The sequence below is a fragment of the Kitasatospora sp. NPDC056327 genome, from assembly GCF_042261735.1.
Taxonomy (GTDB): domain Bacteria; phylum Actinomycetota; class Actinomycetes; order Streptomycetales; family Streptomycetaceae; genus Kitasatospora.
In genome coordinates, this window is the sequence record NZ_JBHJRC010000060.1 from 1 (window position 1) to 22,316 (window position 22,316).

The window sequence follows — 22,316 nt, forward strand, 5'->3', positions numbered from 1 at the left end:
CCACGGCCGCGTCCACGGGAGTCGTGGAGGCGGCCGTGGGGCTGCGTGGCGGGGGTGCCGCTCCCCGCGGTCGGCGGGGGAGGGGTCAGCGGGTGCGGCGGGCCCGGATCAGCAGGAGCGCGCCCAGGGCGACGGCGCCGAGCGCGGCGAGCCCGACGAGGGGCAGCAGCCGGGCGGTGTCACTGCCGGTCCGGGGCAGGTGACCGCCCCCGTGACCGCCGCCGTGGCCCGGCGGGGGAACGTGGGTCGGATGCCTGGTGGGCTTCGGCGACGGCGCGGGGCCGGTGCTCGTGCTCGGGCTCGGGCTGGGCGGGGTCGTCGGACCGGGGGAGGCGGTGGGGCTCGGCGAGGACGTCGGGCTCGGGCTGGGACCGGGCACCGTGACCGGGACCTCGGTGCGGCACCGGGCGTCGGTGGAGCCCGACGCGCAGTTGTTCGCGTAGGTGCCCGAGGTGACGCCGTTGCGCAGCACCGCGCCGGCGGTCGGCGCGGAGCGGACGGTGACGGAGTACTGGATGGTGGCGGTGGCGCCGACGGCCAGGTCCCCGGTCCAGCCGAGGGTGTTGCCGGTGACCTGGGCGCTGCCGAGGTCGGCGGTGACGTCGTTGTTGTACGCCGCGGAGTCCAGGACGGCGGACAGGTCGTCGGTCAGGGTCACGCCGGGAGCCGCGGTCCGGCCGGTGTTGCTCACCTGGATCCGGTAGCGGACGGTGTCGCCCGGCTTCGCGCTGGTGGGGGTGGCCGTCTTGACGACGGTGTACGCGGGCACCGCGGCGACGGTGTTGCGCACGGTGTTGCTGGTCCGCTCCTGGGGCCGCTGCGTCTGGCCGCCCCGGAAGTCGAGCGTCGCGGTGTCGTCGAGCCGGGTGCCGACGGCGGCCCCCGCGTCGACGGCGACCTTGAAGGAGACGGTGGTCACGGCGCCGGGGGCGAGGTCGGCGACGGCGCAGGTGACGGTCTGCCCGGAGGCCTGGCAGGCCGGGTTGGACCCGGCGACGAAGGCGGTGCCGTCCGGGATCCGGTCCGTCAGGGTGACGCCGGTGGCGGTGTCGAGATCGGCGGTGGTGCCGTCGGGGTGGCGGTTCGCGATGGTGAACGTGTAGGTGATGTCGGTGCCGGGGGCGACCAGGCCGGGCGGGGTGTCGGTGGTGGTGCCCGGGGGGTCGTTGGCCTTGGTGATGCGGAGGTCGGGTTCGAGGGCGTCGACGGCGAGCCAGACGGCCTGGGGGTGGAGGGCGTCGCCGGCGCCGTTGATGCGCAGGACGGCCTGGGTGCTGTCGGCGGGGATCTTGCCGGTGACGTCGATGGTGCGGGCGTCGTAGCCGTAGTTGTTGACGGGGGCCGGGTCGCGGGTGGTGGTGTTGGTGGCGGTGCCGTCGGTGTTGACGTGGTCGATGCGGCCGGTGAAGGCGTTGTCGGTGGTGGTGCCGCCGGCGGGGGCGGGCATGTCGAGGAGGGTGAGGGCGTCGGGGGCGGCGCCGACGAGGAGCTGGTCGCCGGCGATGGGGGCGTCGCCGTCGCCGACGGTGACGCCCATGGTGGCGGGCGGGGCGGTGGCGGGCGTGCGGATGCCGGCGAGGGTGAGGGTGGCGAGGTTGTCGGGGCTGCGCAGGAGCTGGAAGCCGTCCCAGGTCTGGAGGTAGCGCAGGGGCTGGGTGGTGTCCTCGTAGGCGACGACGAGTGACCAGCCGCCCCAGCAGCCGACGTTGTTGCCGCCGAAGTTCTGGGCGGAGGAGCGTCCGGCGCAGGCCTGGATGTCCGCGACGGTGTAGCTGCCGGGGCCGGCGGCGGCGACGCGGGCGGTGACGTCGGTGACGCCGGCGCCGGCGAGGAGGGGTTCGGGCGGGTTGCCGCCGACCTGCTGGTCGAACCAGTCGTAGGTGTCGGCGGTGACCCGTTCGTAGGCCGCGGCGCCCGGGGGCTTCCAGGCGACGGTGTTGCCGGTGTTGATGTCGCCGGAGGTGCCGCCGGCGGTGCTGGTGTTGGTGGGGTTGAACTGCCAGTAGAGGCGGGCGGACAGGACGCGGGCGCCGGCGGGGATCTCCAGTTGCGCGGAGGAGGCGTTGTTGCCGGGGGCGGCGGGGTCGGTCTTGACGTACTTGGTGCGGCCGTTGTTGGTGCCCTCGGTGTCGTTGCAGACGGAGCCGTCGCTGTCGTCGCAGGTGAGGACGGAGTTGGAGGCCATGGTGAGGTTGCCGTGGGCCAGCAGGTCGGTCACCGGGTCCGGTCCGATCGGCCGTTGGGTCCCGGCCCCCCGGGGCCTCGCGGCCCGCCCGGGGAGCGTCCCGGGGGCGGCCGCGGATTCGGCGGACCGGTCGGCGGCGGCCGCGCTCGCCGCCGGGGCGCGCCCGATGTTCGGCACCCCCGCGGACGGCGGGGCCAGGGCGGCGGTGCCGGCCCCGAGCGCCGCCGCGAGCAGGGCGGACAGGACGAATGGGCGGTGCGGTCGTCGGACGGGCGACACGGGGACCTCGCTGACAGGAGGCGGTACGGACAGCAGAACCTCGTACCTGTGCCGATTGCCGCCCAAGCCCCGCCGGTCGCTCCTTCACCTGGCCGGTGCAACACCGCTAGCCGGATCGCCCACGGTGTGCGCCCCCGCCGCTGCCGCCCGGTGCGGGCCGGCCGCCGCGCCGCCCACCGCACCCGGCGGGTCCCACCGCCCCGGTGCCCGGGTTCGGCCGTACGCCGGTGGCCGGTGAGCGCCGGGGCATAGGATGCGGATCAAGTTCCTTGAGTGGTGGCCGGGTTGGCGGACGAAGGCCGGTACCGGGCTCCCGGCCGGGGGCGGGGTGCCGGCGGGCGGGGGCGCACGTGGTGGGGGCTCGTATCGGGGCGGTCGGCCGTCGGGGCGCGGTGCTGCCCGCGGGGGCGTGGGGATGGCTCGGCTGGACGGCGGGGCTCGCGGCGCTGGTGGTGGCCGCGCTCGGGGTGCTGTACGGCGGGGAGAGCGGGCCCGGGGAGGTGGACGAGCGGATCGGCCCGGTGGTGGACGGGGTCGGGTCGCCGTGGCGGGAGGCCGCGCTGGCCGTCGACGCCCTGGGGGAGCCGGTGGGAGCCGCGCTGCTGGTCGGCGCCCTGGTGGCCGGGCTGCTGGTGCTCCGCCACCCGCGCGCGGCGGCGTTCCTCGTCGTCGGCGTCGGCGCGGCGGTGGGCACGGCGACGCTGCTCAAGCACGTGGTGGGGCGCACCATCCACGGCGGCGACAACCTCTCCTACCCGAGCGGGCACACCGCCTTCCTCACCGCGCTCGCGCTCGTGCTGGCGGTGGTCACGGCCGGTCCCGGCCGGGGCAGGTCGGCCGGGACGCTGCTCGTGCCCGCCGCGGCGGTGGCCGCGGGCGGCGTGATGGGCTGGGCACAGGTCGCGCTGGGCGCGCACTACCCGACCGACGCCCTCGGCGGCTGGTGCACCGCGCTGGCGGTGACACCGGCCGCCGGGTGGCTGGTCGACCGGGCGGCCGGCCGGCGCAGGAGGTCCTGAACCCGTCTCACACCAGACGGCGGAAGACGGGCTTGACCGGCCGTCCGGCCGGCCAGGACGCGGGGTCGGGGTCGTCCAGGGCCTTCCGGTAGACGGCACAGGCCCGGGCGACCACGTCGACGGTGTGGTCGATGTCGGCGTCGTCCAGCGCGCTGCTCACCACGAACGACGGGGCCAGCACCCCGCCGGCGAGGAGCTCGCGCAGGAAGAGGGTGCGGAACGGCTGGGAGGGCTGCCCGTCCCCGTCGAGGGTGGCGAACACCAGGTTGCTGGCCCGGCCCCGGACGAGGACGTGGTCGCCGACGCCGGCGGTCGCGGCGGCCTCCCGGACGCCGGCCGCCAGCCGCTCGCCGAGGGCGTGCAGCCGGGCGGTGACGCCCTCCTCGGCGTAGGTGGTCTGCACCGCCATCGCGGCGGCCAGCGAGTGGGTCTCCGCGCCGTGCGTGGTGGACAGCAGGAACACCCGCTCGCCGGAGTGGCGCAGCCCGCCGTACTCCATCAGGTCCCGGCGCCCGGCGAGCGCGGAGACGGCGAAGCCGTTGCCGAGCGCCTTGCCGAAGGTGGAGAGGTCGGGGACGACGCCGTACAGGCCCTGGGCGCCGGCCTCGGACCAGCGCAGGCCGGTGATCATCTCGTCGAAGACCAGCAGGCAGCCGTGCCGGTCGGCCAGTTCGCGCAGGCCGGTGAGGTAGCCGGGCGGCGGCTCGGCGTGGCCGGCGGGTTCGAGGACCAGACAGGCGATCTCGTCCCGGTGGCGGGTGAGCAGGTCCTCGGTGGCGGCGAGGTCGCCGTAGGGGAAGGTGACGGTGAGTCCGGCGATCTCGGCGGGGATGCCGGCGGACATCGGGGTGGTGCCGATGAACCAGTCGTCGACGGAGAAGAACGGCTGGTCGTGGCAGACGGCCACCCGCGTGCGGCCGGTCACCGCCCGGGCGAGCCGCACCGCGGCGGTGGTGACGTCGGAGCCGTTCTTCGCGAACTTCACCATCTCGGCGGTCGGGACGGTGGCCAGGAAGCGTTCCGCGGCCTCGATCTCCACGACGGACGGCCGGACGAAGTTGCTGCCGCGGTCGAGTTCGCGCCGCACCGCCTCGACCACGCGCGGGTGGGCGTGGCCGAGGCTGACCGAGCGCAGGCCGGAGCCGTACTCGACGTAGCGGTTGCCGTCGACGTCCCACACGTGGGCGCCGCGGCCGTGGCTGATCACGGGGGCGAGGTCCTCGGGGTACTGGTCCTCGCCCTTGGCGTAGGTGTGGGCGCCCCCGGGGATCAGGGCGTGCAGCCGCGCGTTCGCCTCCCGCGACCGGGGCAGCGCGAAGCCGTCGCCGGCCCCCGGGACCGGGAGGCCCCCGGCCTCCCGGCCGTCCCGGGCGCTCACGCCGGACCGCCCTCGGGCCGCAGCGCCTCGGCGAGGCTCGGCGCCTCCCGGTCGCGCTTGGACATCGCGACGGCCGGCAGCGGCCAGGGGATGGCGAGCTGCGGGTCGTCGAAGGCGATCGTCACGTCCTCGGCGGGATCGTGCGGGCGGTCGATCCGGTAGGAGACGTCCGCCGTCCCGGAGAGGGCCTGGAAGCCGTGCGCGCACCCGGCCGGGATGTAGACGCTGGCCTGCGTCTCGCCGGACAGCCGGAAGAAGGCCCGGCCGCCGTGGGTCGGCGAGTCCGGCCGCAGGTCCACGAGGACGTCGAAGACCTCCCCGTAGGAGCAGCGCACCAGCTTGGCCTCGCCGGCGCCGGAGCGCAGGTGCAGGCCGCGCAGCACGCCCCGGACCGAGCGGGACACGCTGTGCTGGACGAAGGCGGTCGGGTCGATGCCCACGGACCGGAGCACGTCCGCGTCGAACGTCCGGCAGAAGAAGCCCCGCTCGTCGGCGAACGGTGTCGGTTCGAACAGGTACGCGCCGGCGATCTCGGGTACTTCGGTCACCTTCATGGAGCCTCCCGTAAGGCGTGGTCGTGATCGGTGGACGAGTGGTGCTGGTGGGACCCGTGGTGGTCGTGGGAAGGAGCGCGGCCGCGGGACCGTGCGCGGCCGCGGCCGCCGGCCCGGAACAGGACCTCGGTCAGGGCCTCGAACTGCCGCTCCAGCTCCCGGCCGGCGGCCAGGTTCCGTTCGGCGAGGGTCAGCCGCAGCTGCGCCGACTGCTTCTCCAGGTCCCGGAACTGCTCGATCAGCCGGTCGGCGTCGACCTCGCGGGCCGGGTGGCAGTACTCGCCCAGCCCCATCCGGTCCATCAGCGCCTCGCTCTTGGCCGCGTAGCTGAGGGCGAGGGTCGGCGTGCCGGCCTTCAGCGCGCAGATCAGGTTGTGGTACCGGGTGGCCACCACGGTGTCGGCGGCGGCCGTCTCCCGCATCAGGTCGTCGAGCGAGGCCGGCGAGGCGGCGGTGACCAGCGGGGAGTCCACCGCGGCCAGGATCCCGGCGACCACCGGCTCGTCGACGCCGTCGCCCATCAGCAACCGGACCGGCCGGCCCTCCTGCGCCAGCGCGCGGACGAACCCGGTGGTCCCGGCGAGGTAGCGCCGGTGGATCTCCGCGGCCCGGGCGCGGTCGTCGTTGCCGCCGTGGAAGGCCATGACGCCGACGCAGACCGTTCCGGGCGGGCCGCCGGGCGCTTGCGCCGCGGGCGCGGGCAGCGAGAAGGCGAGGTCGGGGTAGACCTCGTCCCGGCGGGTGTCCACGCCCATCGCCCGCATCGCGTCGCGGGACGGGGCGTCCCGGTACGACCGGTACGCGGCCAGCCGCGCCGACCAGCGCACCAGGGCCCGGGTCGGCCGGCTGGCGATCGCGCCGGCGCCGACGCTGACCAGCGCCACCCGGGTGCCGAACAGCCGGCCCGACGCGCAGAGCAGGAACAGCGCGTAGGGGAAGCCCCACGGCCGCAGCGGCAGGGTGGCCTCCAGGACGCCCATGCCCGGCACGATCACCACGTCGTGCCGGCGCACCCAGGCGGCGGTGCGGGCGGCGTCGACGAACTTGCCCAGGCCCTTGGTCACCATCGCGCCGGCCCGCGACGCGGTCCGGTACTCCCCGCGGTTCCAGTGCAGCCGGGTCGCGGGGATCCCGAACCGGGCGGTGACCGCCTCGGGTCCGCCGCACAGCGCGTCCACCACCGCGTCCGGGTGCTCCGCCCGCAGGTAGCGCAGCACGGCCTCCAGCGAGCCGTCGTTGCCGAGGTTGCCGGAGCCGAGCAGGCCGAACACCCCGACCCGCACCGGGGATCTGTTCCCGGCGCTCATGCCTGCCTCCCCTCGCGCCCGGCGACCAGGGCGTCCACGGAGACGGCGAGCCGGTCCGGGTCGACCGGCGCGCGGTCCTCGACCCGTTCGCCGGCGCCGGGCCGGGCCCGGCTGGTCGCCCAGGCGGCGAGGTGGCGGTAGCACTCGCGCCGGTCGGCGGGGGACAGCGGCACCCGCTGGAGCGTCGAGACGAAGCCCCAGACGTACTCGGCGAGCAGCCGGGGCGTCGGGTGCAGCGGCCCGGCCCGGCGCGGGTCCAGGTTGACGCAGCGGGACCGCTTGGAGGGGTTCGCCCGCTCGGCGCGGGTGGGGTGGTCGCGGCGGAAGTACAGCAGCTCGGGCACCTGGTGGAAGCGCCCGCGCAGGCCGATCTCGGCCACGAAGGTGCGGTCCGCGTGGTGGTAGCTGTCGAGCGGCTTCACCCGGCGCAGCACGTCGGCCCGGATCACCCCGTAGAAGTCGTCGCCGCCGGGTTCGAAGAGCATGCTGCGGAAGCGCTCCGGCGCGTGCGGCGAGGCGGTGGCGAGCCCGTACTCGTAGGGCACCTTCACCCGGCCGTCGCCGTCGACGATCGCCTGGTCGGCGTGCGCGAGGATCACGTCGGGCCGCTCGTCCAGCGCCTCCACGCAGCGCCGCAGCAGGTCCCGGGCGTACAGGTCGTCGTGCGAGGCCCACTTGAACAGTTCGCCGCGGGACTGCGTGAACACGTGGTTGTGGTTCGGCGAGGCGCCGATGTTCCGGGGCAGCCGCAGGTAGCGGATGCGGGAGTCGCGGGCGGCGTAGCGCCGGCAGATGTCCTGGGTCCCGTCGCGGGAGGCGTTGTCCGAGATGACCAGCTCGAAGTCCTCGTACGTCTGGCCCAGCAGGGCGTCGAGCGACTCGGCGAGGTACTCCTCGCCGTTGTAGACGGGCAGCCCGATGCTCAACCGGGGTACGGCGGTCATGTCGTCCTCACTTCGGGGATGTCGTTCTGTGGTTCGGTGACGGGTGCTCGGTGGTGTTCGCGCAGGGCGGCCCGCAGCTGCCACCACCACACGGCCGCGCCGCAGGCGGTCGCGGTGGCGACGCCCCAGGCGGATCCGGCGGTGCCGGCCAGGGCCGCTCCGCCGAGCCCGCCGCCGAGGTAGCAGGCGGAGGCGAACAGCTGGCAGCGCAGGCTGCGCCGGGCCGCGGCGAGCGCGCGCAGCCCGGACGCGGCGCCGCTGCCGAGGCCCGCCCCGGCGACGCCGAGGGTGGCGGGCACGATCAGCTGCGAGGCGGAGTGCCAGACGTCGCCGAGGACGAGTTCGCCGAGCCGGTCCGGCATCAGCAGCAGCGCGCCGCCCCACAGCAGTGCGGCGGCGGCCTGCCCGCCGCCCAGCCGGAGGCAGAACGCGCCCAGCCGGTGCGGGGCCCGGCGCAGCACCCGGGCGGCCTCCGCCACGGTCACCAGGGACAGGCCCATCAGCAGCGCCAGGAAGGGGCCGAGGAGCAGTTCGGCGCCCCGGACCGTCCCCACCGCGCCAACCCCGGCGATCGCGCCGAGCCCGTAGGCCCGGAGCTGGCCGGCGGCGCTGAGGCTGACGTTCTCGGCGAGGTAGCGGGTCCCGAGGTCGCGCTGCTCGCGCAGCCAGCCGCGGGCCGCGGTGACCCGGGGCCGGATGCCGGACTGGAGGAAGCCGTACCCGGCGGCCACCGCGGCGGCGGCGCCCCAGGCCAGCAGGAAGGCGGCCACCGTGTCGACGCGGGCGGCCACGACCATGGCCGGGACCAGGGCGACGCCCTGCACCAGGTCGTTGGTGAACGCCTTGTGCCCGGCCCCGGCGGCGAAGAACGCGAACCGCCGGGAGTCCTGCAGCAGCAGGGCGGGCAGGGCGAGGCCGAGGGAGACGAACGCGGGCCCGATCCGGCCGCCGACGCCGAGCCCGACCAGCAGGCACACGGTGCCGAGGGACGAGCCGATGACCAGCGCCGTCCCCGACGCCCGGGCCGCGGCCGCGCGCCAGAGCGCCTCCGGCACACCGCTGAAGCGCACCATCAGCGGGTCGGTGGCCAGCCCGCGGGCGACGTTCAGCACCAGGCCGTACGTCAGCCAGGCCAGGCTGAACACGCCGAACGCGGTCACCCCCAGCGAGCGGGCCACGAAGACCCCCACCGCGAAGTTGGTCATGCTGGAGACCGCCTGGTCGGCGAGTCCCCAGGAAAGCCGGCCGGCGATGCCCCGGCCGGCGGCCCGCCGGGTCCTCCCGGGCGGGTCCGCCGGTGCCGTCGTCTGCTCCCTCCCGGTGGTCATCGGCGTCAGGCCTTGACCAGTCCGGCGGCGTGCAGGGCGCCGGCCGCGACGGCGACCGCCTCGAACGGCAGTCCGGACCGTTCGGCGACGTCCAGCAGGCTGTGCCCGCCGTCGGAGAGGCTGAGCACCCAGAGCATCGCCAGCTGGGCCTCCTTGGCGTCGCTGCGCCCGCCGAGGGACTCGTAGAGCCCGCGCCGGCCCAGCTGCGGTTCGCCGTGGGGGGACAGGTTGAGGTACCGCCGGTTGCGGTCGAGCACCGCGAACGCCTCGCGGCAGACGGCGAGGGTGTCCGTCATCGCCTCGGGGGAGACGAAGTCCGGGTTGTCGGCCGAGGTGTGGTACTCGGGGTACCCGGCGTACGGGGTGCGGCTGAGCGAGCCGACGCCGAGGTCGAACCCCGGCGAGCAGTACTGCCGCTCGTCGTAGCCGTACGGCGTGAACGGGGTGACCCGGTGCGGCCGCCCGGACTCCCGCAGCACGTGCCGCAGCACCCGGTCGATCTCCGCGTCGCCGCGCCGGCTCTGCTTGTACGTCAGCCCGCCCCGGTCGCCGGCGCAGGCCAGCACCAGCCCGTGCTTGACCCGCTCCACCCGCTCGGCGTTGCGGGCCAGCCAGGTGATCGCCCCGATCGTGCCGGGCGCGAAGATGAACCGGTAGGTGTAGTACGGCGTGCGCTCGGCCAGCTCCCGGGCCAGGAAGACCGCCACCGCGACGCCGGCCAGGTTGTCGTTGGCCAGCGACGGGTGGCAGACGTGGCAGGAGACGATCACCTCGTCGGCGACCTGCCCGGGCACGACGTGCTCGGCGTAGGTGAGGTGGCCGTCGGCGAGCGTGGAGTCGATGCGCACCTCGTACTCGCCGTCCGGCATCGCGTCCAGGGTGTCCTGGGAGAGGCAGAACCCCCACTCCGGCTTGTAGTAGCTGGTCCGGTACGGCACCCAGGACGGGTGGTCGGGCAGGGTGTGCAGGTGCCCGCGCAGCTCGCTCAGCGGCATGGTCGCCGCCACCGGCACGCTGTAGCCGAGCACGTGCAGGCTGGAGGCGGCGAAGTCGACGACCCGCTCGCCCGCGGCGTCGGCGATGTACGCGTCCCGGATGTTCCACTCCTGCGGGATCGTCCAGTCGAGCACCTGGGTCCCGGTCGGCACCTCGTGGACCCGCAGCGGGACGTACTCGCCGACGATGTCCAGGGTGGCGCGCACACCGTCGCCGGTGATGCTCCGGCAGAGCGGGTACAGCCGCTCCACCAGCTCGTGCATCCGGTCACCGACCGCGGTCACCGGCGCCACCGCAGGGTGTCGTCGACGGTGCCGGCCCCGGACGCCGCGCGCAGCACGGCCAGCCGGGTGAAGCGCTGCTCGAAGCCCTCCCGGGTGAGGCCGAACTCCCGGTAGGCGTCCGCGAGTTCGATCGCCCCGCGCTTGACCGACCACTCGCACTCGAAGCCGGGCAGGGCGGCCCGGAACCGGGCGAAGTCCACCCGGTAGGAGCGCGGGTCGCTGCCGTTCTCGCCGGTGATCCGCACCTTCGCGCCGGCCACCGCCTCGGCGACCTGGCCGGCGATCTCGGCGACGGTGACGTTGTTGGTCTCGCTGCCGATGTTGAACGCCCGGTCGTGCACCGCCTCGCGCGGCGCGACCAGCGCGGCGGCGAAGGCCCGGGCGATGTCGGCGGCGTGCACCAGCGGGCGCCAGGGCGTGCCGTCGGAGAGCACCAGCACCTCGCCGGACAGCAGCGCGTGGCCCACCAGGTTGTTCAGCACGATGTCGGCGCGCAGCCGGGGCGAGTAGCCGAAGGCGGTGGCGTTGCGCATGTACACCGGGCTGAAGTCGCCGTCGGCCAGCTCGTGGAGGTCGTCCTCGACCCGCACCTTGGACTCCGCGTACGGCGTCACCGGGCGCAGCGGGGCGTCCTCGGTCACCAGCTCGTCGCCGCCGGCGGCGCCGTAGACGGAGCAGGTGGAGGCGTACAGGAAGCGCCCGACCCCGGCCTCGCGGGCCAGCCGGGCCAGCCGGACGGCGGCGTGGTGGTTGATGTCGTAGGTGAGGTCCGGCGCCAGCGAGCCCAGCGGGTCGTTGGACAGCGCGGCCAGGTGGATCACGGCGTCCACCCCGGCGACGTGCTCGGCGGTGACGTCGCGCAGGTCCACCCGGTGCCCCGCCGGGTCGGCGGGCACCGGGCCGAGGACGCAGTCGGCGAACAGGCCGGAGTCCAGGCCGACGACGTCGTGCCCGGCCGCGGCGAGGACCGGGGCCATCACGGTGCCCAGGTAGCCCTGGTGCCCGGTCAGCAGTACTCGCAAGGTTCATCCCTCCAGGTCGAGAACGAGTTTGGTGACGGCGAACGCCTCGGCGTAGCGCGCGTGGCATTCGATGCCGCGGATCCGGGCCAGCCCGAGGAAGGCCTCCCGGTCGTACCAGGGCCGGTGCCGCTGCGAGGGGTAGTGCTCCTGCAGCAGCCGCACCTTCTGCTCGGCGACCTCCGGGGACAGCGGCTGGTACGCCGTCGGCCGGCCGAGGTCGGCGTCCCACTTGACGATCTCGTAGCCGAGCACCAGGTGGTCGCGGAAGGCGGTGGTCACCAGCCGGGCCAGGCCGCGGTGGTCCTGGTGGGCGTCCTCGGTGCGCGGCGCGAGGACCAGCTGCGGGTCGGTGCGCCCGCGCAGCTCCTCGACCGCGGCCTTCGCCTCGTCCCAGTGCGCGGGCAGCCGGCCGTCCGGCAGCTTGAGCACGGTCAGCCGCAGGTCGGCGTCCGGGCAGAAGGCGGCGAGCGCGTCGCGCTCCTCCTGCTCCCGCTCGCCGCCGCCGCCGGAGAGCACCAGTGCGTCGACCCGCAGGCCCGGCCGCGCCCGGCACACCGTCAGCAGCGTGCCGCCGGCGCCGATCGCGATGTCGTCGCAGTGCGCCCCGAGGGCGACGACCCGGTCCGGGCGGCCGGCGCCGAGCCCGATCACCCGGTCACCGCCGCGCCGCCCGCCGGCGCCGCCGCCGCGCCGTCGCGCTCCCAGACGGCCCACGGCCGGTCGCCCCGGGTGTAGGCCTCGTCGAGCGCGGCCCGTTCCTTCACGGTGTCGGTCGGCTTCCAGAAGCCGCGGTGCCGGTGCGCCACCAGCCGGCCGCGCTTGGCCAGCTGGGTGCAGCCGTCGCCGACCAGGTCCCCGTTCTCCGGGATGTGGTCGAAGACCTCCTGGCGGAGCACGAAGTAGCCGCCGTTCTCCCACAGCGGCAGCTCGCTGACCGCGGTGATGCCGTCCACCAGGTTGTCCTGGCCGAGCTCCACGCAGTGGAACGAGGACTGCGGCGGGACCACCATCATCGACGCGCCGGCGTCGCGCCGGGAGAACGCGTCGATCATCTCCGGCAGCGGGGCGTCGGTGAGCACGTCGGCGTAGTTGGCGAGGAACATCTCGTCGCCGTCCAGGTGGTGGCGCACCCGGCGCAGCCGCTCGCCGATCGGCGACTCGATGCCGGTCTGGGCGAAGGTGATCGTCCAGGAGGCGATGTCGGTGGACAGCAGCTCGGTCTTCCCGCCGCGGAGCACGAAGTCGTTGGACGTCGTCTCCTCGTAGTTGAGGAAGAAGTCCTTGATGTGGTGGGCCCCGTAGCCGAGGCAGAGGATGAAGTCGGTGTGCCCGAAGTACGCGTAGTAGCGCATCACGTGCCAGATCAGCGGCCGCGGGCCGACCATCGCCATCGGCTTGGGCACGTCGTCGGAGGCCCCGCTGCGCATGCGCAGCCCGTAACCGCCGCAGAACAGGACGACCTTCACGGCTTCACCTCGACGATGCTGAGTTCCGGGATGGGGAAGACCAGCCGGCCGCCCCACTCGTGCACGAAGGACAGCTGCTCGATCAGCTCGGCCCGCAGGTTCCACGGCAGGACGAGGACGTAGTCCGGCCGGTCGGTGGCGATCTGCTCGGGCGGCAGGATCGGGATGCGGGTGCCGGGGGTGAACCGGCCGTGCTTGTAGGGGTTCCGGTCGACCGTGTAGGGGAGCAGGTCGGGCCGGATGCCGCAGTGGTTGAGCAGGGTGTTGCCCTTGCCGGGGGCGCCGTAGCCGACGACCGTCTCGCCGCGGTCGGCCGCCTCGACGAGGAAGCGCAGGAGGTCCCGGCGGACCCTGGCCACCCGGGCCGAGAACTCGGTGTACCCGGACAGCTCCTGCAGCCCGGCGGCCTTCTCCCGGGCCAGCACGTCGGCGACCCGGCGGCTCGGCTCGCCGGCCGCCTCCGCGGGCCGGGACCACAGCCGGATGGAACCGCCGTGCGTGGGCAGCAGTTCGACGTCCACGAGGGTGAGGCCGCCGCTCTCCAGCGCCCGGGCCGCGGACGCGACCGTGTAGTACTGGAAGTGCTCGTGGTAGATCGTGTCGTACTGGTTCTCCTCGATCAGGGTCAGCAGGTGCTGCACCTCGATGGAGACCCAGCCGTCGTCGGCGACCAGGGCGCGCAGGCCCCGGGTGAAGCCGACCACGTCGGGGATGTGGGCGTAGACGTTGTTGGCCACGACCAGGTCCGCCGGGCCGTGCTCGGTGCGCACGGCCTCGCCGGTGGCCGGGTCCAGGAACTCGGTGAGCGTGGGCACGCCGGCGTCGCGCGCCGCGGCGCCGACGTTCACCGACGGTTCGATGCCCAGGCAGCGGATGCCCCGGTCCACCACGTGGCGGAGCAGGTAGCCGTCGTTGCTCGCGACCTCGACCACGAAGGAGTCGGGGCCCAGGCCCAGCCGCGGGACGGCGTCGGCGACGAAGGTGCGCGCGTGCTCCACCCAGGAGGTCGAGTACGAGGAGAAGTACGCGTACTGCGTGAACGTCTCCTCCGGCGTGATCAGCGGGGGGATCTGCGCGAGCCAGCAGTCGGTGCAGACCCGCAGGTGCAGCGGGTACGTGGGCTCCGGCCGGTCCAGCTGGTCCGCGGCGAGGAAGCTCTCGCACGGCGGGGTCGCCCCCAGGTCGACGACGCTCCCCAGCGCCGTCGAGCCGCAGAGTCGGCAACGTGTCATCTACTGCCCCCTTTTCCCGCCCGCGCGGGTGCCCCCGCGCGGGTCAGTGTCGGTGTTCCCCACCGGCGGCGCGCCCTGGGCGCCGCCGGACCGGCCCGCGATCGCGGAGCGGTACCCCTCCACCAGCCGCTCCAGCCCGACGGCCGGGCTGAAGGACTGGTCGTACCGGTGCCGGGCGGTCCGGCCCATCTCCCGGTTTCCGGCCGGATCGGCCGTGATCCGGCGCAGGCAGGACGCGAGCGAGGCCGCGTCGCCCGGCCGGTGCAGCAGGCCCGTCGCCCCGTCCTCGACGAGCTCGGTGAAGGCGCCGTGGGCGGCGCCGACGGCCGGGACCCCGGCCGCCATCGCCTCCGCGACCACCAGGCCGAAGGTCTCCTGGGACATCGACGGCGCGACCACGGCGACCGACCGCGCGACCGCCTGCCGGACCTGCTCCGGGTCGTACAGCCCGGCGTAGCGCACGTCCTCCCGGCCCGCCGCCCAGGCGGTCACCTCGGACTCCAGCGGCCCCGCGCCCGCGAGCACCAGCGGCACGCCCACGCCGCCGTCCGCCGCGAGCGAGTCCCAGGCGGCCATCAGCAGCCGCACGCCCTTGGCCTCCGTGAGCCGGCCGAGGAAGAGCAGGTGCTCGCCGGCGTCCGTCCGGCGGATGCCGGGGTCGGGCACGAAGTTGTGCTTCACCACCAGCCGTTCGGCCGGCATTCCGGACCGTACCAGGATGTCGCGCTGCGTCGCGGAGATACAGAAGAACCGGTCCACGCCGGACCACCAGCGCCGCCGGTTGACCGTCAGACTGACCGCCAGCGGCACCGTCGCGAGCCGGGAGTTGCGGTAGCAGCCGTGCCGGACGGCGGGCAGCGCGGCCACCGACCCGACGCACTCGGTGCACGCCCGGCCGTCCCGGTGCAGCGTGCCCGGCGGGCAGACCTGGGTGTAGTTGTGCAGCGTCGCGACGACCGGCACCCCCGCGTCCGCGCAGGCGGCGATCACCGCCGGCGACAGCAGCGGGAAGACGTTGTGGACGTGCACCACGTCGGGCCGCTCGGCGCGCAGCCGCGCGGCCAGCTCCGCCCGGGCGCCCGGGTTCCACGGCACCAGCAGCGGCACCGCGGCCTTGCCGGGCAGCGACCTGGCGGCGATGTCGTCGCTGCGCCGCTCGAACAGGCCGACCCGGTGGCCGCCCGCGCGCAGCAGGGCGACCTCCTCATCGACGACCCGGTTCTCCCCGCTCGGCTGTGCGGAGGAGTAACGGTTGTGCACCACGAGGACGTGCATGGTCAGGTGACCTCCCGGTTCCGGTCCCGGCGGGGGATACGTCGCCGCGGGACCGCGGGCGCCGTCAGGGGCGTCGTCAAGGGGGTGGCCGGCGGGGGCGTCGCGAGCAGCGCGGCGGCCAGGGCCAGGTGGAGCAGGTACGGCGAGGCGTCGCCGAGCCCGGCCTCGGTGTACGAGGAGAGCGCGACGTAGCTGATCAGGAAGATCGCGCAGGCCCTCGGCAGCGACGGCGGGCGCAGCAGGGCGACGCCGCCCAGCGCGAGGAGGATCGCCGCCACGAGGACGATGCCGGCCTGGCCCTGTTCGTTGTAGACGGCCAGCCAGCTGTTGTCGATCGGCAGGCCGCCGAACGACTTGTCGCCCAGGCCGATGCCGAACACCTTCACCGGCAGGGTCCGGGGCTCCGTCAGCAGGGCGTCCCAGACCTTGGCCCGGCCGGTGAGGTTGGAGAAGTTCTCCTGGCTCTGCCCGCGCATGAACCAGGACTGCAGGGCGGAGGCGAAGGCCACCGCGGCCACCGTGGCGCACACCACCGCCCAGGCGAAGAACCGGCGGGCCGCGGCGCTGGTCAGCAGGAGCGAGCCGATCGCCAGGGTCAGGCCCACGAGCAGCCCGACGGTGGCCGTGCGGGTGTGGGTCATCGCGAGCAGGACGAGGGTCGGCACGATGACCAACGCCGCGCTCCTCCCGGTGACCCGGCGGTCCAGCAGGAGCAGCACGGTCAGCCCGACGATCACCGCGGAGTACTGGCCGATCTGCGGCGGGGTGAGCGGCCAGAGCGCGCCGACCAGCCGCCCGCCGTAGTACTCGGGCATCGCGGTGCCCGGCGAGATGATCAGCCCGGCGGCCACCGACACGAGCACCGCGAAGTACATCCGGATGTGGGTCCGGACGAACAGCATCCCGTCGTCCCACCAGCGGCTGAGCAGCCACAGCGTGGCGACGAAGATCGTCAGCCGGGCGCAGCGGAACAGCGCGCCGCCCCCGACCTCCAGCCGCAGGGAGGAGATCAGGCTCGGCACCAGCAGCAGGCTGAGCAGGAACAGGAAGGCGCTGGCCCGGACGCGCAGCCTCGGGTTGAGCGCGAGCGCCAGCGCGAACGCGGAGACCAGCGCGCCCATGGTGGCCATCTGGATGAGGGAGCGGGGCAGCCGGACGACGGTCTTCGCCCCGGCGGAGCCGAGCGTGTTGAGGCCAAGGAGCGCCCAGACGATCCAGACGGCCTTCGGCGTGGTGCGCGCCGGGCCGGCCGCGGCGGGCCGCGGGAGCGCCGTCCCCGGTCCGCCCGCCGGGGCGCCGCGCGTCGGTGTCCTCGCCATCTCAGCCACCCGCCTGCGGGGCGAAGGTGCTTCCGGCGTCCTGCTGGTGGGGCGCGCCCTGCCACTTCCCGGGGTCGAGCGGCCGGTCGGGGTCGTCGGCGACGAAGCTCCACGGGCCGCGGTAGGCGTTGTCGTGCCACCGGTTCTCCTGCTGGTGGGCCAGCGCCTCGGCCACCAGCTTGCCCTTGTACGGTGACCAGTCGGGGAAGGTGCCGTAGTTGGAGAGCACCGACATCCGGCCGCACAGCGCCGTGCAGCCGACGACCGACGGGTCGAGGGTGAAGCTGTTGTCGTGGATGTCCACCCGCTGGGTCTTCCACCGGCAGTCGCCGTAGAGCGGGGCGGTGTCGATGCCCGGCTCGGCGCACCGTGCGGTGTCCTTCACCAGCAGCGTGCAGTAGCCGGTCGAGGTGTTGGCCGGGCTGTTGCAGAACCGGTCGGCGTTCTCGAACAGGGTGATGCCGGACCAGTTGTCCTCCAGCACGTTGCGGTAGACCTCGATCCGGTCCGTGCGGGCCGGGATCCGCGGCTCCCCGCCCGCCTCCGAGAGGTAGACGGCCGCGTACGGGAAGTTGTCGCCGTCGTCGGCGTGCCGGCGGCCCTCCACCCAGGTGTTGCGCCGGATCGTGTTGTCCCGGACGACCGCGTTGTAGCTGGTCTCGTAGACCAGCGCGGCGCCGTCGTTGCCCTCCAGCAGGTTGTTCTCGATGCGGAAGTCGTTGTTGTTGTTGTCCGCCCACAGGCCGGGGCCGCGGTTGTCGTGCACCCAGTTGCCGCGGACGTCGGCGCCGTCGACGGCCCAGAACTTGATGCCGCCGGTGCAGCCGCAGCCCGGCCGCTGCCGCTCCCAGTCCTCGGTGTTGTTGCCCACCACCTCGTTGCCCTCGACCACCAGGCCCTTGATGGAGTCACCGGTCTTGTAGGCGTTCATCCCGTACTGCCCGTTGCGGCGCAGGCAGCTGGCGCGCAGCTGCTGGCGGGCACCGGCCATCAGCCCGGCGCCGGAGTTGTCCTGGATCGTCGTGTGCTCGATCACCCAGCCGTCCGCCATGTCGTGGTTGACCACGCCCTCGTCGTGCGGCGCGACGAAGCCCTGCACGGTCAGGTGGCGGATGGTGACGTCGGGCGCCGTCCCGCTGAACGCGTAGTTGTTGGTCCGCCGGCCGTCGAGCACCGCGCCGGGCGCGCCGACGTAGGTGTTCCCCTCCTTGGCCATGACCTGGGCGTAGCGGTCCGCCTCCAGGGTGTGGGTGCCCGGGAGGAGCCAGAACGTGGTGCGCGGCGGGTTGTCCCTGGTCTTCGCGGCCAGGTCGTCGACCACCGCGGGGTCGACCGTCACCGCGCCCGCGGGCGCGGTCGCCGGACCCGCCGCCGGGTTGGCGCACACCTGGGCCGCGGCCGCGGCCGGCGGCACGGTCGGTGTGCCGGTCGGCACCGCCGGGGTGTCCGGCGTGCCCGTGCAGCCGGTCGCCACCAGCAGGGCCAGCGCCGGCGCCACCGCCGCCGCCCACGCGCGCCGCCTCTCCGTTCCCACCCGCTCCGCCCCCTCTACCCGCGGAACCCGAGCACGGTGGTGAACCCCGGCCCGCCGTCGGCGAACCCGGTGCCGACCAGCGTGGTGGCGGGTTCCTTGCGCCCGAAGCCGGGGGAGTACCAGCCCAGCGGCGGGTCGTTCTCGCCGCGGTGCGCCCGCCAGGAGAGCTGCTCCGGCAGGTCGAGCACCGCGGAGCGGGCCTCGCCGTCGCGGGTCCAGCTCAGCACCGCCCGGTTCCCCGTCAGGTCCGCGGTGACCGCCGGGCCGAGGTGGAAGGCCAGCCGCACGGCGCCGCGCGGACCGCGCACCTCGTCGACGATCCGCAGCTCCCGGCTCGCGGCGGTCAGCTCCACCCGGCGGCGGTGCACCCGGTCCTGGTAGCCGTCGTGCTCGGCGGACCAGCGGGCCGGCCCCTCGCCGGAGGCCTCGGCGGCCAGGACCCGGGTGCGGGCGTGCCGGGTCCACAGGAACGGGCCGCCGGAGACGGACTGGTCGGCGCCGTCCAGCTCCAGGGTGTTGTGGCCCAGTGTCGACCGGAAGTACCGCCGCCACTCGGGCTGCCCGTGGTAGCAGAACGTCCCCGGGTCGGCGAGCACGTCGACCCCGTCGTGCCGGACCTCCACGGACAGCGCGTCGGCGTGGGCGTGCGCGGCGATGGACAGGAAGCCGTGCGGGCCGCCGTCGCAGCGGCACCAGATCTCCTCCGGACCGCGCAGGACGGTCATGCCCGCGTCGGCGAAGTGGGCCGGCCGGGCGGCCGGCCGGGTCACCGCCCCGTTCCTCCCGTACGGCCGCAGCAGCGCGGCCAGCAGCGGGGTGCGGACGTCCGTGCCGGGCACCTCGGGCCACCAGGCGAGCCGGCCGAACACGGCGTCCCCGGTGGCCAGCAGCGAGCCCCAGCGGTCGGTGCCCGCGCCGTCGAGGACCAGACCGTGTCCGTCGTCCGCGTCGCCCTGGCGCGGGGGCCGCAGCCGGTTGTCCACGACGGCCGCGAGCGCGTCGGTCATCCGCAGCAGGACGAGCCGGACGGTCGCCGGGACCGGTACGGCGGCGGCGTCCGCCTCGGCCAGCGCGGCCAAGCCGAGCTCCAGGACCAGCCCGTGGTACTCGGAGGCCAGTTCGCGGTTGAGGCCGGAGGGGAAGGTGTTGGCGCGCAGGTTGCGCTCCAGCGACCGCAGCGCCCCGGCCCGCCAGCGGGCCGAGGAGGGGAACCAGTCGAACGCGCAGGCCGCGGCCAGCTGCCCGGCGTCCTCGGCGACGACGTGGTTGTTCGCCGAGGACCCGCGGCTGGGGAAGGCCGCCAGCCAGCGCTGGTGGTGCCAGATCTGGTTCAGCGCCACCGGGTTGTCCTCGAACAGCCCGGCCGCCTCCGGCCAGCCGTCGAGCAGCCGGCGGATCCACACCCAGGACAGCAGCCTGATGCCCAGCTCGATGCCGGAGATCCAGTGCACGCCGCGCAGCGGCGGGTTGGCCTCCCACCAGGACCGCAGGTGCGCGGCCACGCGCTCGGCGTACCGCTCGTCCCCGGTGACCGCGTAGGCGGCGGCGAGCACGGTCAGGTACTGGTGCCGGGACGGCTCCCAGATCTGCTTGATGTCCCCGACCGCGTCCTCGTCGCGGTACGGCACGTCGAAGGCGTAGCCGCCCGGTGCCCGGCGGCCGGTCTTCGGGTCCCGCGACCAGTCGGGCCCGGCCAGGTCGTCGCGGTCCACCCCGAAGAACTCGGCGTGACCGTCCAGCAGCCGGTCCGCCTCGGCGGCCAGGCGCTTGGCGGCGTCCGGCGGCACCGCGGCGAGCGCCCCGGCGGGCAGCACGGCGGTGAACCGGGCGCCGGTGACCGGCGGGCAGTGCGGCGGAGCCGCGCGCCACCGGCGGCGTCGCACCGCGTCGCCCGCCCGGCCGCCGATCTCCCGGGGGCCCATCCGGGACAGCCGGCGCAGGTACCAGCCCGCGCTCATCGTCATCGCGCGCCCACCAGCGACACCGGCGCCCCGGCGGCCAGGCCGGCCTGCACCGCGAGGGTGGCCGCCGTGGTGGCGACCAGCGACTCCAGCGGCACCGGCATCGGCCCGCCGGTCCGCACGGCCTTGACGAACGCCGCCAGTTCGGCCTCCTGGCCCTTGTCCCGGGCCTTCGGCAGCCGCGAGCTGACCCAGCGCTTGCGGCCGTACACCGAGGCGCGGACGAAGTCGTCGAGCCTCAGCACCTTGCCGTCCGCGACGAGGTCCAGGGTCTCCTTGGGGAAGCCGGGCGCACCAGTGGTGACGTAGCTGAGGGTCGCGGTGGAGCCGTCCGGGTAGCGCAGCACCACCTGGAGGTCCTCGTTCCCGGCCGGGGCGACCGCGTACACCGAGACCGGGTCGGCCTCCAGCAGCCAGCTCGCGGTGTCGATGAAGTGCCCGCCCTCGCCGGCGAACCGGGAGCCCTCGCTGCCCTGCTGGAGGTACCAGCTGCCGTGCTGCAGCCGGCCGGCGTTGACCAGGTAGCGCAGGTTCGCCGGGCCGCTCCGGGTGCCGAAGCGGCTCCGGGCCTCCCGCAGCAGCGGCGCGAACCGGCGGTTGAAGCCGACCTGCAGCCGGTCGTTGCCGGACTCCTCGACCGCCGCGAGCACCCCGGCCAGCTCGTCCTCGGTCAGGGCCAGGGGCTTCTCCACGAACACCGTCTTGCCGGCGAGCAGCGCCCTGCGGGTCAGGTCGGCGTGCGAGCTGTGCCGGGTGACCACGAACACCGCGTCGACCGCCGGGTCACCGAGCACCGCGTCCAGGTCGGTGGTCGCCTGCGCGAAGCCGAACTTGCGCTGCGCGTTGGCCGCGGACAGCGCCGTCGTGGTGACGACCGTGGACAGCGCGACGCCGTCGCGCTGCGCCAGGTGCGGCAGCAGCATCGAGGTCGCGTAGTTCCCCGCCCCGACGAACGCCAGCCGCACCGGCGCGCCGGCCGGCCGGGCAGGGGCGGACCCGCCCGGGGCCCGCCGCGCCGCCGGAACCGCGGGCACCGCCACCGAGGGGGGCTCCGGCGTCGTCCCCTCCGGGCTCCCGGGGTAGCGGAAGAGCACGGCGACGGCCTTCAGCTCGCCGTCCTTGAGCCGCCGGTAGGTCTCGACGGCGTCGTCGAAGTCGGCGACGTGCGAGATCAGCGGCTCCACGTCGACCCGGCCGCGCGCCATCAGGTCGAGGAAGCACGCCAGGTTGCGGCGCTCGGTCCAGCGCACGTAGCCGATCGGGTAGTCCCGGCCCTCCAGCTCGTACTCCGGGTCGTAGCGCCCGGGGCCGTAGGAGCGGGAGAACCGGACGTCCAGCTCCTTCTCGTAGTACGCGTTCCACGGCAGGTCCAGGCGGCACTTGCCGATGTCGACCACCCGGCCGCGGTCCCGGCAGAGCCGGGCGGCCAGCTCGACGGGCTGGTTGCTGCCGCCGCCGGCGGCCAGGAACACGTGGTCCACGCCGTGACCGGCGGTCAGCTCGGCGACGGCGCTCTCCACGGCCGCCGACCCGGGATCGCCGCAGGCCGCTGCACCCAGGCGCTCGGCGAGTTCGCAGCGCGCCGGGTCGGGGTCGGCCCCGACGACGCGGACCCCCGCGGCGACGAGGAGCTGCACCACCAGCTGTCCGATCAGCCCGAGGCCGATGACCAGTGACACCTCGCCCAGCTGCGGCTCGCCCTGGCGGACGCCCTGCAGGGCGATGGAGCCGACGGTGCCGAAGGCCGCGTGACGCGGCGCGAGGCCGTCCGGCATCGGGGTGTAGAGGTTCTTCGGCACCCAGTTCAGCTCGGCGTGCAGCGCGTGCTCGTTGCCCGCGCAGGCCACCAGGTCGCCGACCTTCACGTCGTCGATCCCGGCACCGACCTGCTCGACCACCCCGCACAGGGAGTAACCCAGCGGCGTGTAGGAGTCCAGCTTGCCCATCACCTTGCGGTAGGTGGCGGGCAGCCCGTTGACGGCCACGCTCTGCATGACCTTGGCCACCTGGTCCGGACGGGAGCGGGCCTTGCCCACCATCGACATCCCGGCCTCGGAGACCTTCATCAGCTCGGTCCCGGTGGAGATCAGCGAGAAGGCGCTGCGGACCAGCACACCGCCCGGCTTGCACCCCGGGACCGGCACCTCCAGGACCGACAGCTCGCCGCTCTTGTAGTTCTGCACAACCTGTTTCACCGCAAGTCCCCTTGTTCCTCTGCCGTCAACTGCGCCGA

17 protein-coding genes are annotated in these 22,316 nt (G+C 74.8%); 1 reads left to right on the plus strand and 16 read right to left on the minus strand.

The features are described 5' to 3' along the window. Positions 1–85: 85 nt before the first annotated feature. Positions 86–2,218: an LPXTG cell wall anchor domain-containing protein gene (locus ACFCX4_RS11825; RefSeq protein ID WP_376140980.1), complete on the minus strand. Its 2,133-nt coding sequence runs from the start codon at positions 2,216–2,218 to the stop codon at positions 86–88. A gap of 599 nt (positions 2,219–2,817) precedes the next feature. Between ACFCX4_RS11825 and ACFCX4_RS11830 the strand changes: the two genes are divergently transcribed. Further along, positions 2,818–3,483 carry a phosphatase PAP2 family protein gene (locus ACFCX4_RS11830; RefSeq protein ID WP_376140982.1) on the plus strand — a complete coding sequence of 222 codons (666 nt, stop codon included), beginning with the start codon at positions 2,818–2,820 and terminating at the stop codon, positions 3,481–3,483. Positions 3,484–3,490: 7 nt separating this feature from the next. Here ACFCX4_RS11830 and ACFCX4_RS11835 read toward each other — a convergent pair whose 3' ends face one another. The 15 genes from ACFCX4_RS11835 to ACFCX4_RS11905 form a co-directional block, all read right to left on the minus strand. After that, on the minus strand, positions 3,491–4,795 hold the full coding sequence (locus ACFCX4_RS11835; RefSeq protein WP_376141024.1) for a glutamate-1-semialdehyde 2,1-aminomutase: 1,305 nt from the start codon (positions 4,793–4,795) through the stop codon (positions 3,491–3,493). Between the two features lie 62 nt (positions 4,796–4,857). Further along, the gene (gene rfbC, locus ACFCX4_RS11840) at positions 4,858–5,415 is read right to left on the minus strand and encodes a dTDP-4-dehydrorhamnose 3,5-epimerase (protein ID WP_376140984.1); all 558 of its coding nucleotides are present in this window, start codon (positions 5,413–5,415) and stop codon (positions 4,858–4,860) included. Continuing rightward, a complete protein-coding gene (locus tag ACFCX4_RS11845) occupies positions 5,412–6,722 on the minus strand; it encodes a polysaccharide pyruvyl transferase family protein (protein ID WP_376140986.1) in 1,311 nt (436 codons plus the stop codon). Before ACFCX4_RS11845 ends, rfbC begins: the two co-directional genes overlap by 4 nt. Further along, positions 6,719–7,666: a glycosyltransferase family 2 protein gene (locus tag ACFCX4_RS11850; RefSeq protein WP_376140988.1), complete on the minus strand. Its 948-nt coding sequence runs from the start codon at positions 7,664–7,666 to the stop codon at positions 6,719–6,721. Before ACFCX4_RS11850 ends, ACFCX4_RS11845 begins: the two co-directional genes overlap by 4 nt. After that, entirely contained in the window at positions 7,663–8,994 is a 1,332-nt protein-coding gene (locus tag ACFCX4_RS11855; protein WP_376140990.1) for a hypothetical protein, read from the minus strand. The genes ACFCX4_RS11850 and ACFCX4_RS11855 overlap by 4 nt, the downstream gene beginning before the upstream one ends. Before the next feature lie 5 nt (positions 8,995–8,999). Further along, entirely contained in the window at positions 9,000–10,283 is a 1,284-nt protein-coding gene (locus ACFCX4_RS11860) for a DUF4910 domain-containing protein (protein ID WP_376140992.1), read from the minus strand. Continuing rightward, a complete protein-coding gene (locus ACFCX4_RS11865; protein ID WP_376140994.1) occupies positions 10,271–11,296 on the minus strand; it encodes an NAD-dependent epimerase/dehydratase family protein in 1,026 nt (341 codons plus the stop codon). The genes ACFCX4_RS11860 and ACFCX4_RS11865 overlap by 13 nt, the downstream gene beginning before the upstream one ends. Positions 11,297–11,299: 3 nt before the next feature. Beyond that, positions 11,300–11,947, minus strand: coding sequence for a PIG-L deacetylase family protein (locus tag ACFCX4_RS11870; RefSeq protein WP_376140996.1), 648 nt, complete (start codon positions 11,945–11,947; stop codon positions 11,300–11,302). Next, on the minus strand, positions 11,944–12,762 hold the full coding sequence (locus ACFCX4_RS11875) for a glucose-1-phosphate cytidylyltransferase (RefSeq protein WP_376140998.1): 819 nt from the start codon (positions 12,760–12,762) through the stop codon (positions 11,944–11,946). Before ACFCX4_RS11875 ends, ACFCX4_RS11870 begins: the two co-directional genes overlap by 4 nt. Continuing rightward, entirely contained in the window at positions 12,759–13,994 is a 1,236-nt protein-coding gene (locus ACFCX4_RS11880) for a class I SAM-dependent methyltransferase (protein WP_376141000.1), read from the minus strand. The genes ACFCX4_RS11875 and ACFCX4_RS11880 overlap by 4 nt, the downstream gene beginning before the upstream one ends. Then, entirely contained in the window at positions 13,995–15,269 is a 1,275-nt protein-coding gene (locus ACFCX4_RS11885; protein WP_376141002.1) for a glycosyltransferase, read from the minus strand. A 2-nt stretch (positions 15,270–15,271) separates the two neighbouring features. Continuing rightward, complete coding sequence (locus ACFCX4_RS11890) at positions 15,272–16,588, minus strand: O-antigen ligase domain-containing protein (protein WP_376141004.1); 1,317 nt, start codon at positions 16,586–16,588, stop codon at positions 15,272–15,274. A gap of 1 nt (position 16,589) precedes the next feature. Further along, positions 16,590–18,122, minus strand: a complete 1,533-nt coding sequence (locus ACFCX4_RS11895) for a right-handed parallel beta-helix repeat-containing protein (protein ID WP_376141006.1) — start codon at positions 18,120–18,122, stop codon at positions 16,590–16,592. A 14-nt stretch (positions 18,123–18,136) separates the two neighbouring features. Then, a complete protein-coding gene (locus ACFCX4_RS11900) occupies positions 18,137–20,086 on the minus strand; it encodes an alginate lyase family protein (protein ID WP_376141008.1) in 1,950 nt (649 codons plus the stop codon). Next, positions 20,083–22,278: a bi-domain-containing oxidoreductase gene (locus tag ACFCX4_RS11905; RefSeq protein WP_376141010.1), complete on the minus strand. Its 2,196-nt coding sequence runs from the start codon at positions 22,276–22,278 to the stop codon at positions 20,083–20,085. Before ACFCX4_RS11905 ends, ACFCX4_RS11900 begins: the two co-directional genes overlap by 4 nt. Positions 22,279–22,316: the final 38 nt, after the last annotated feature.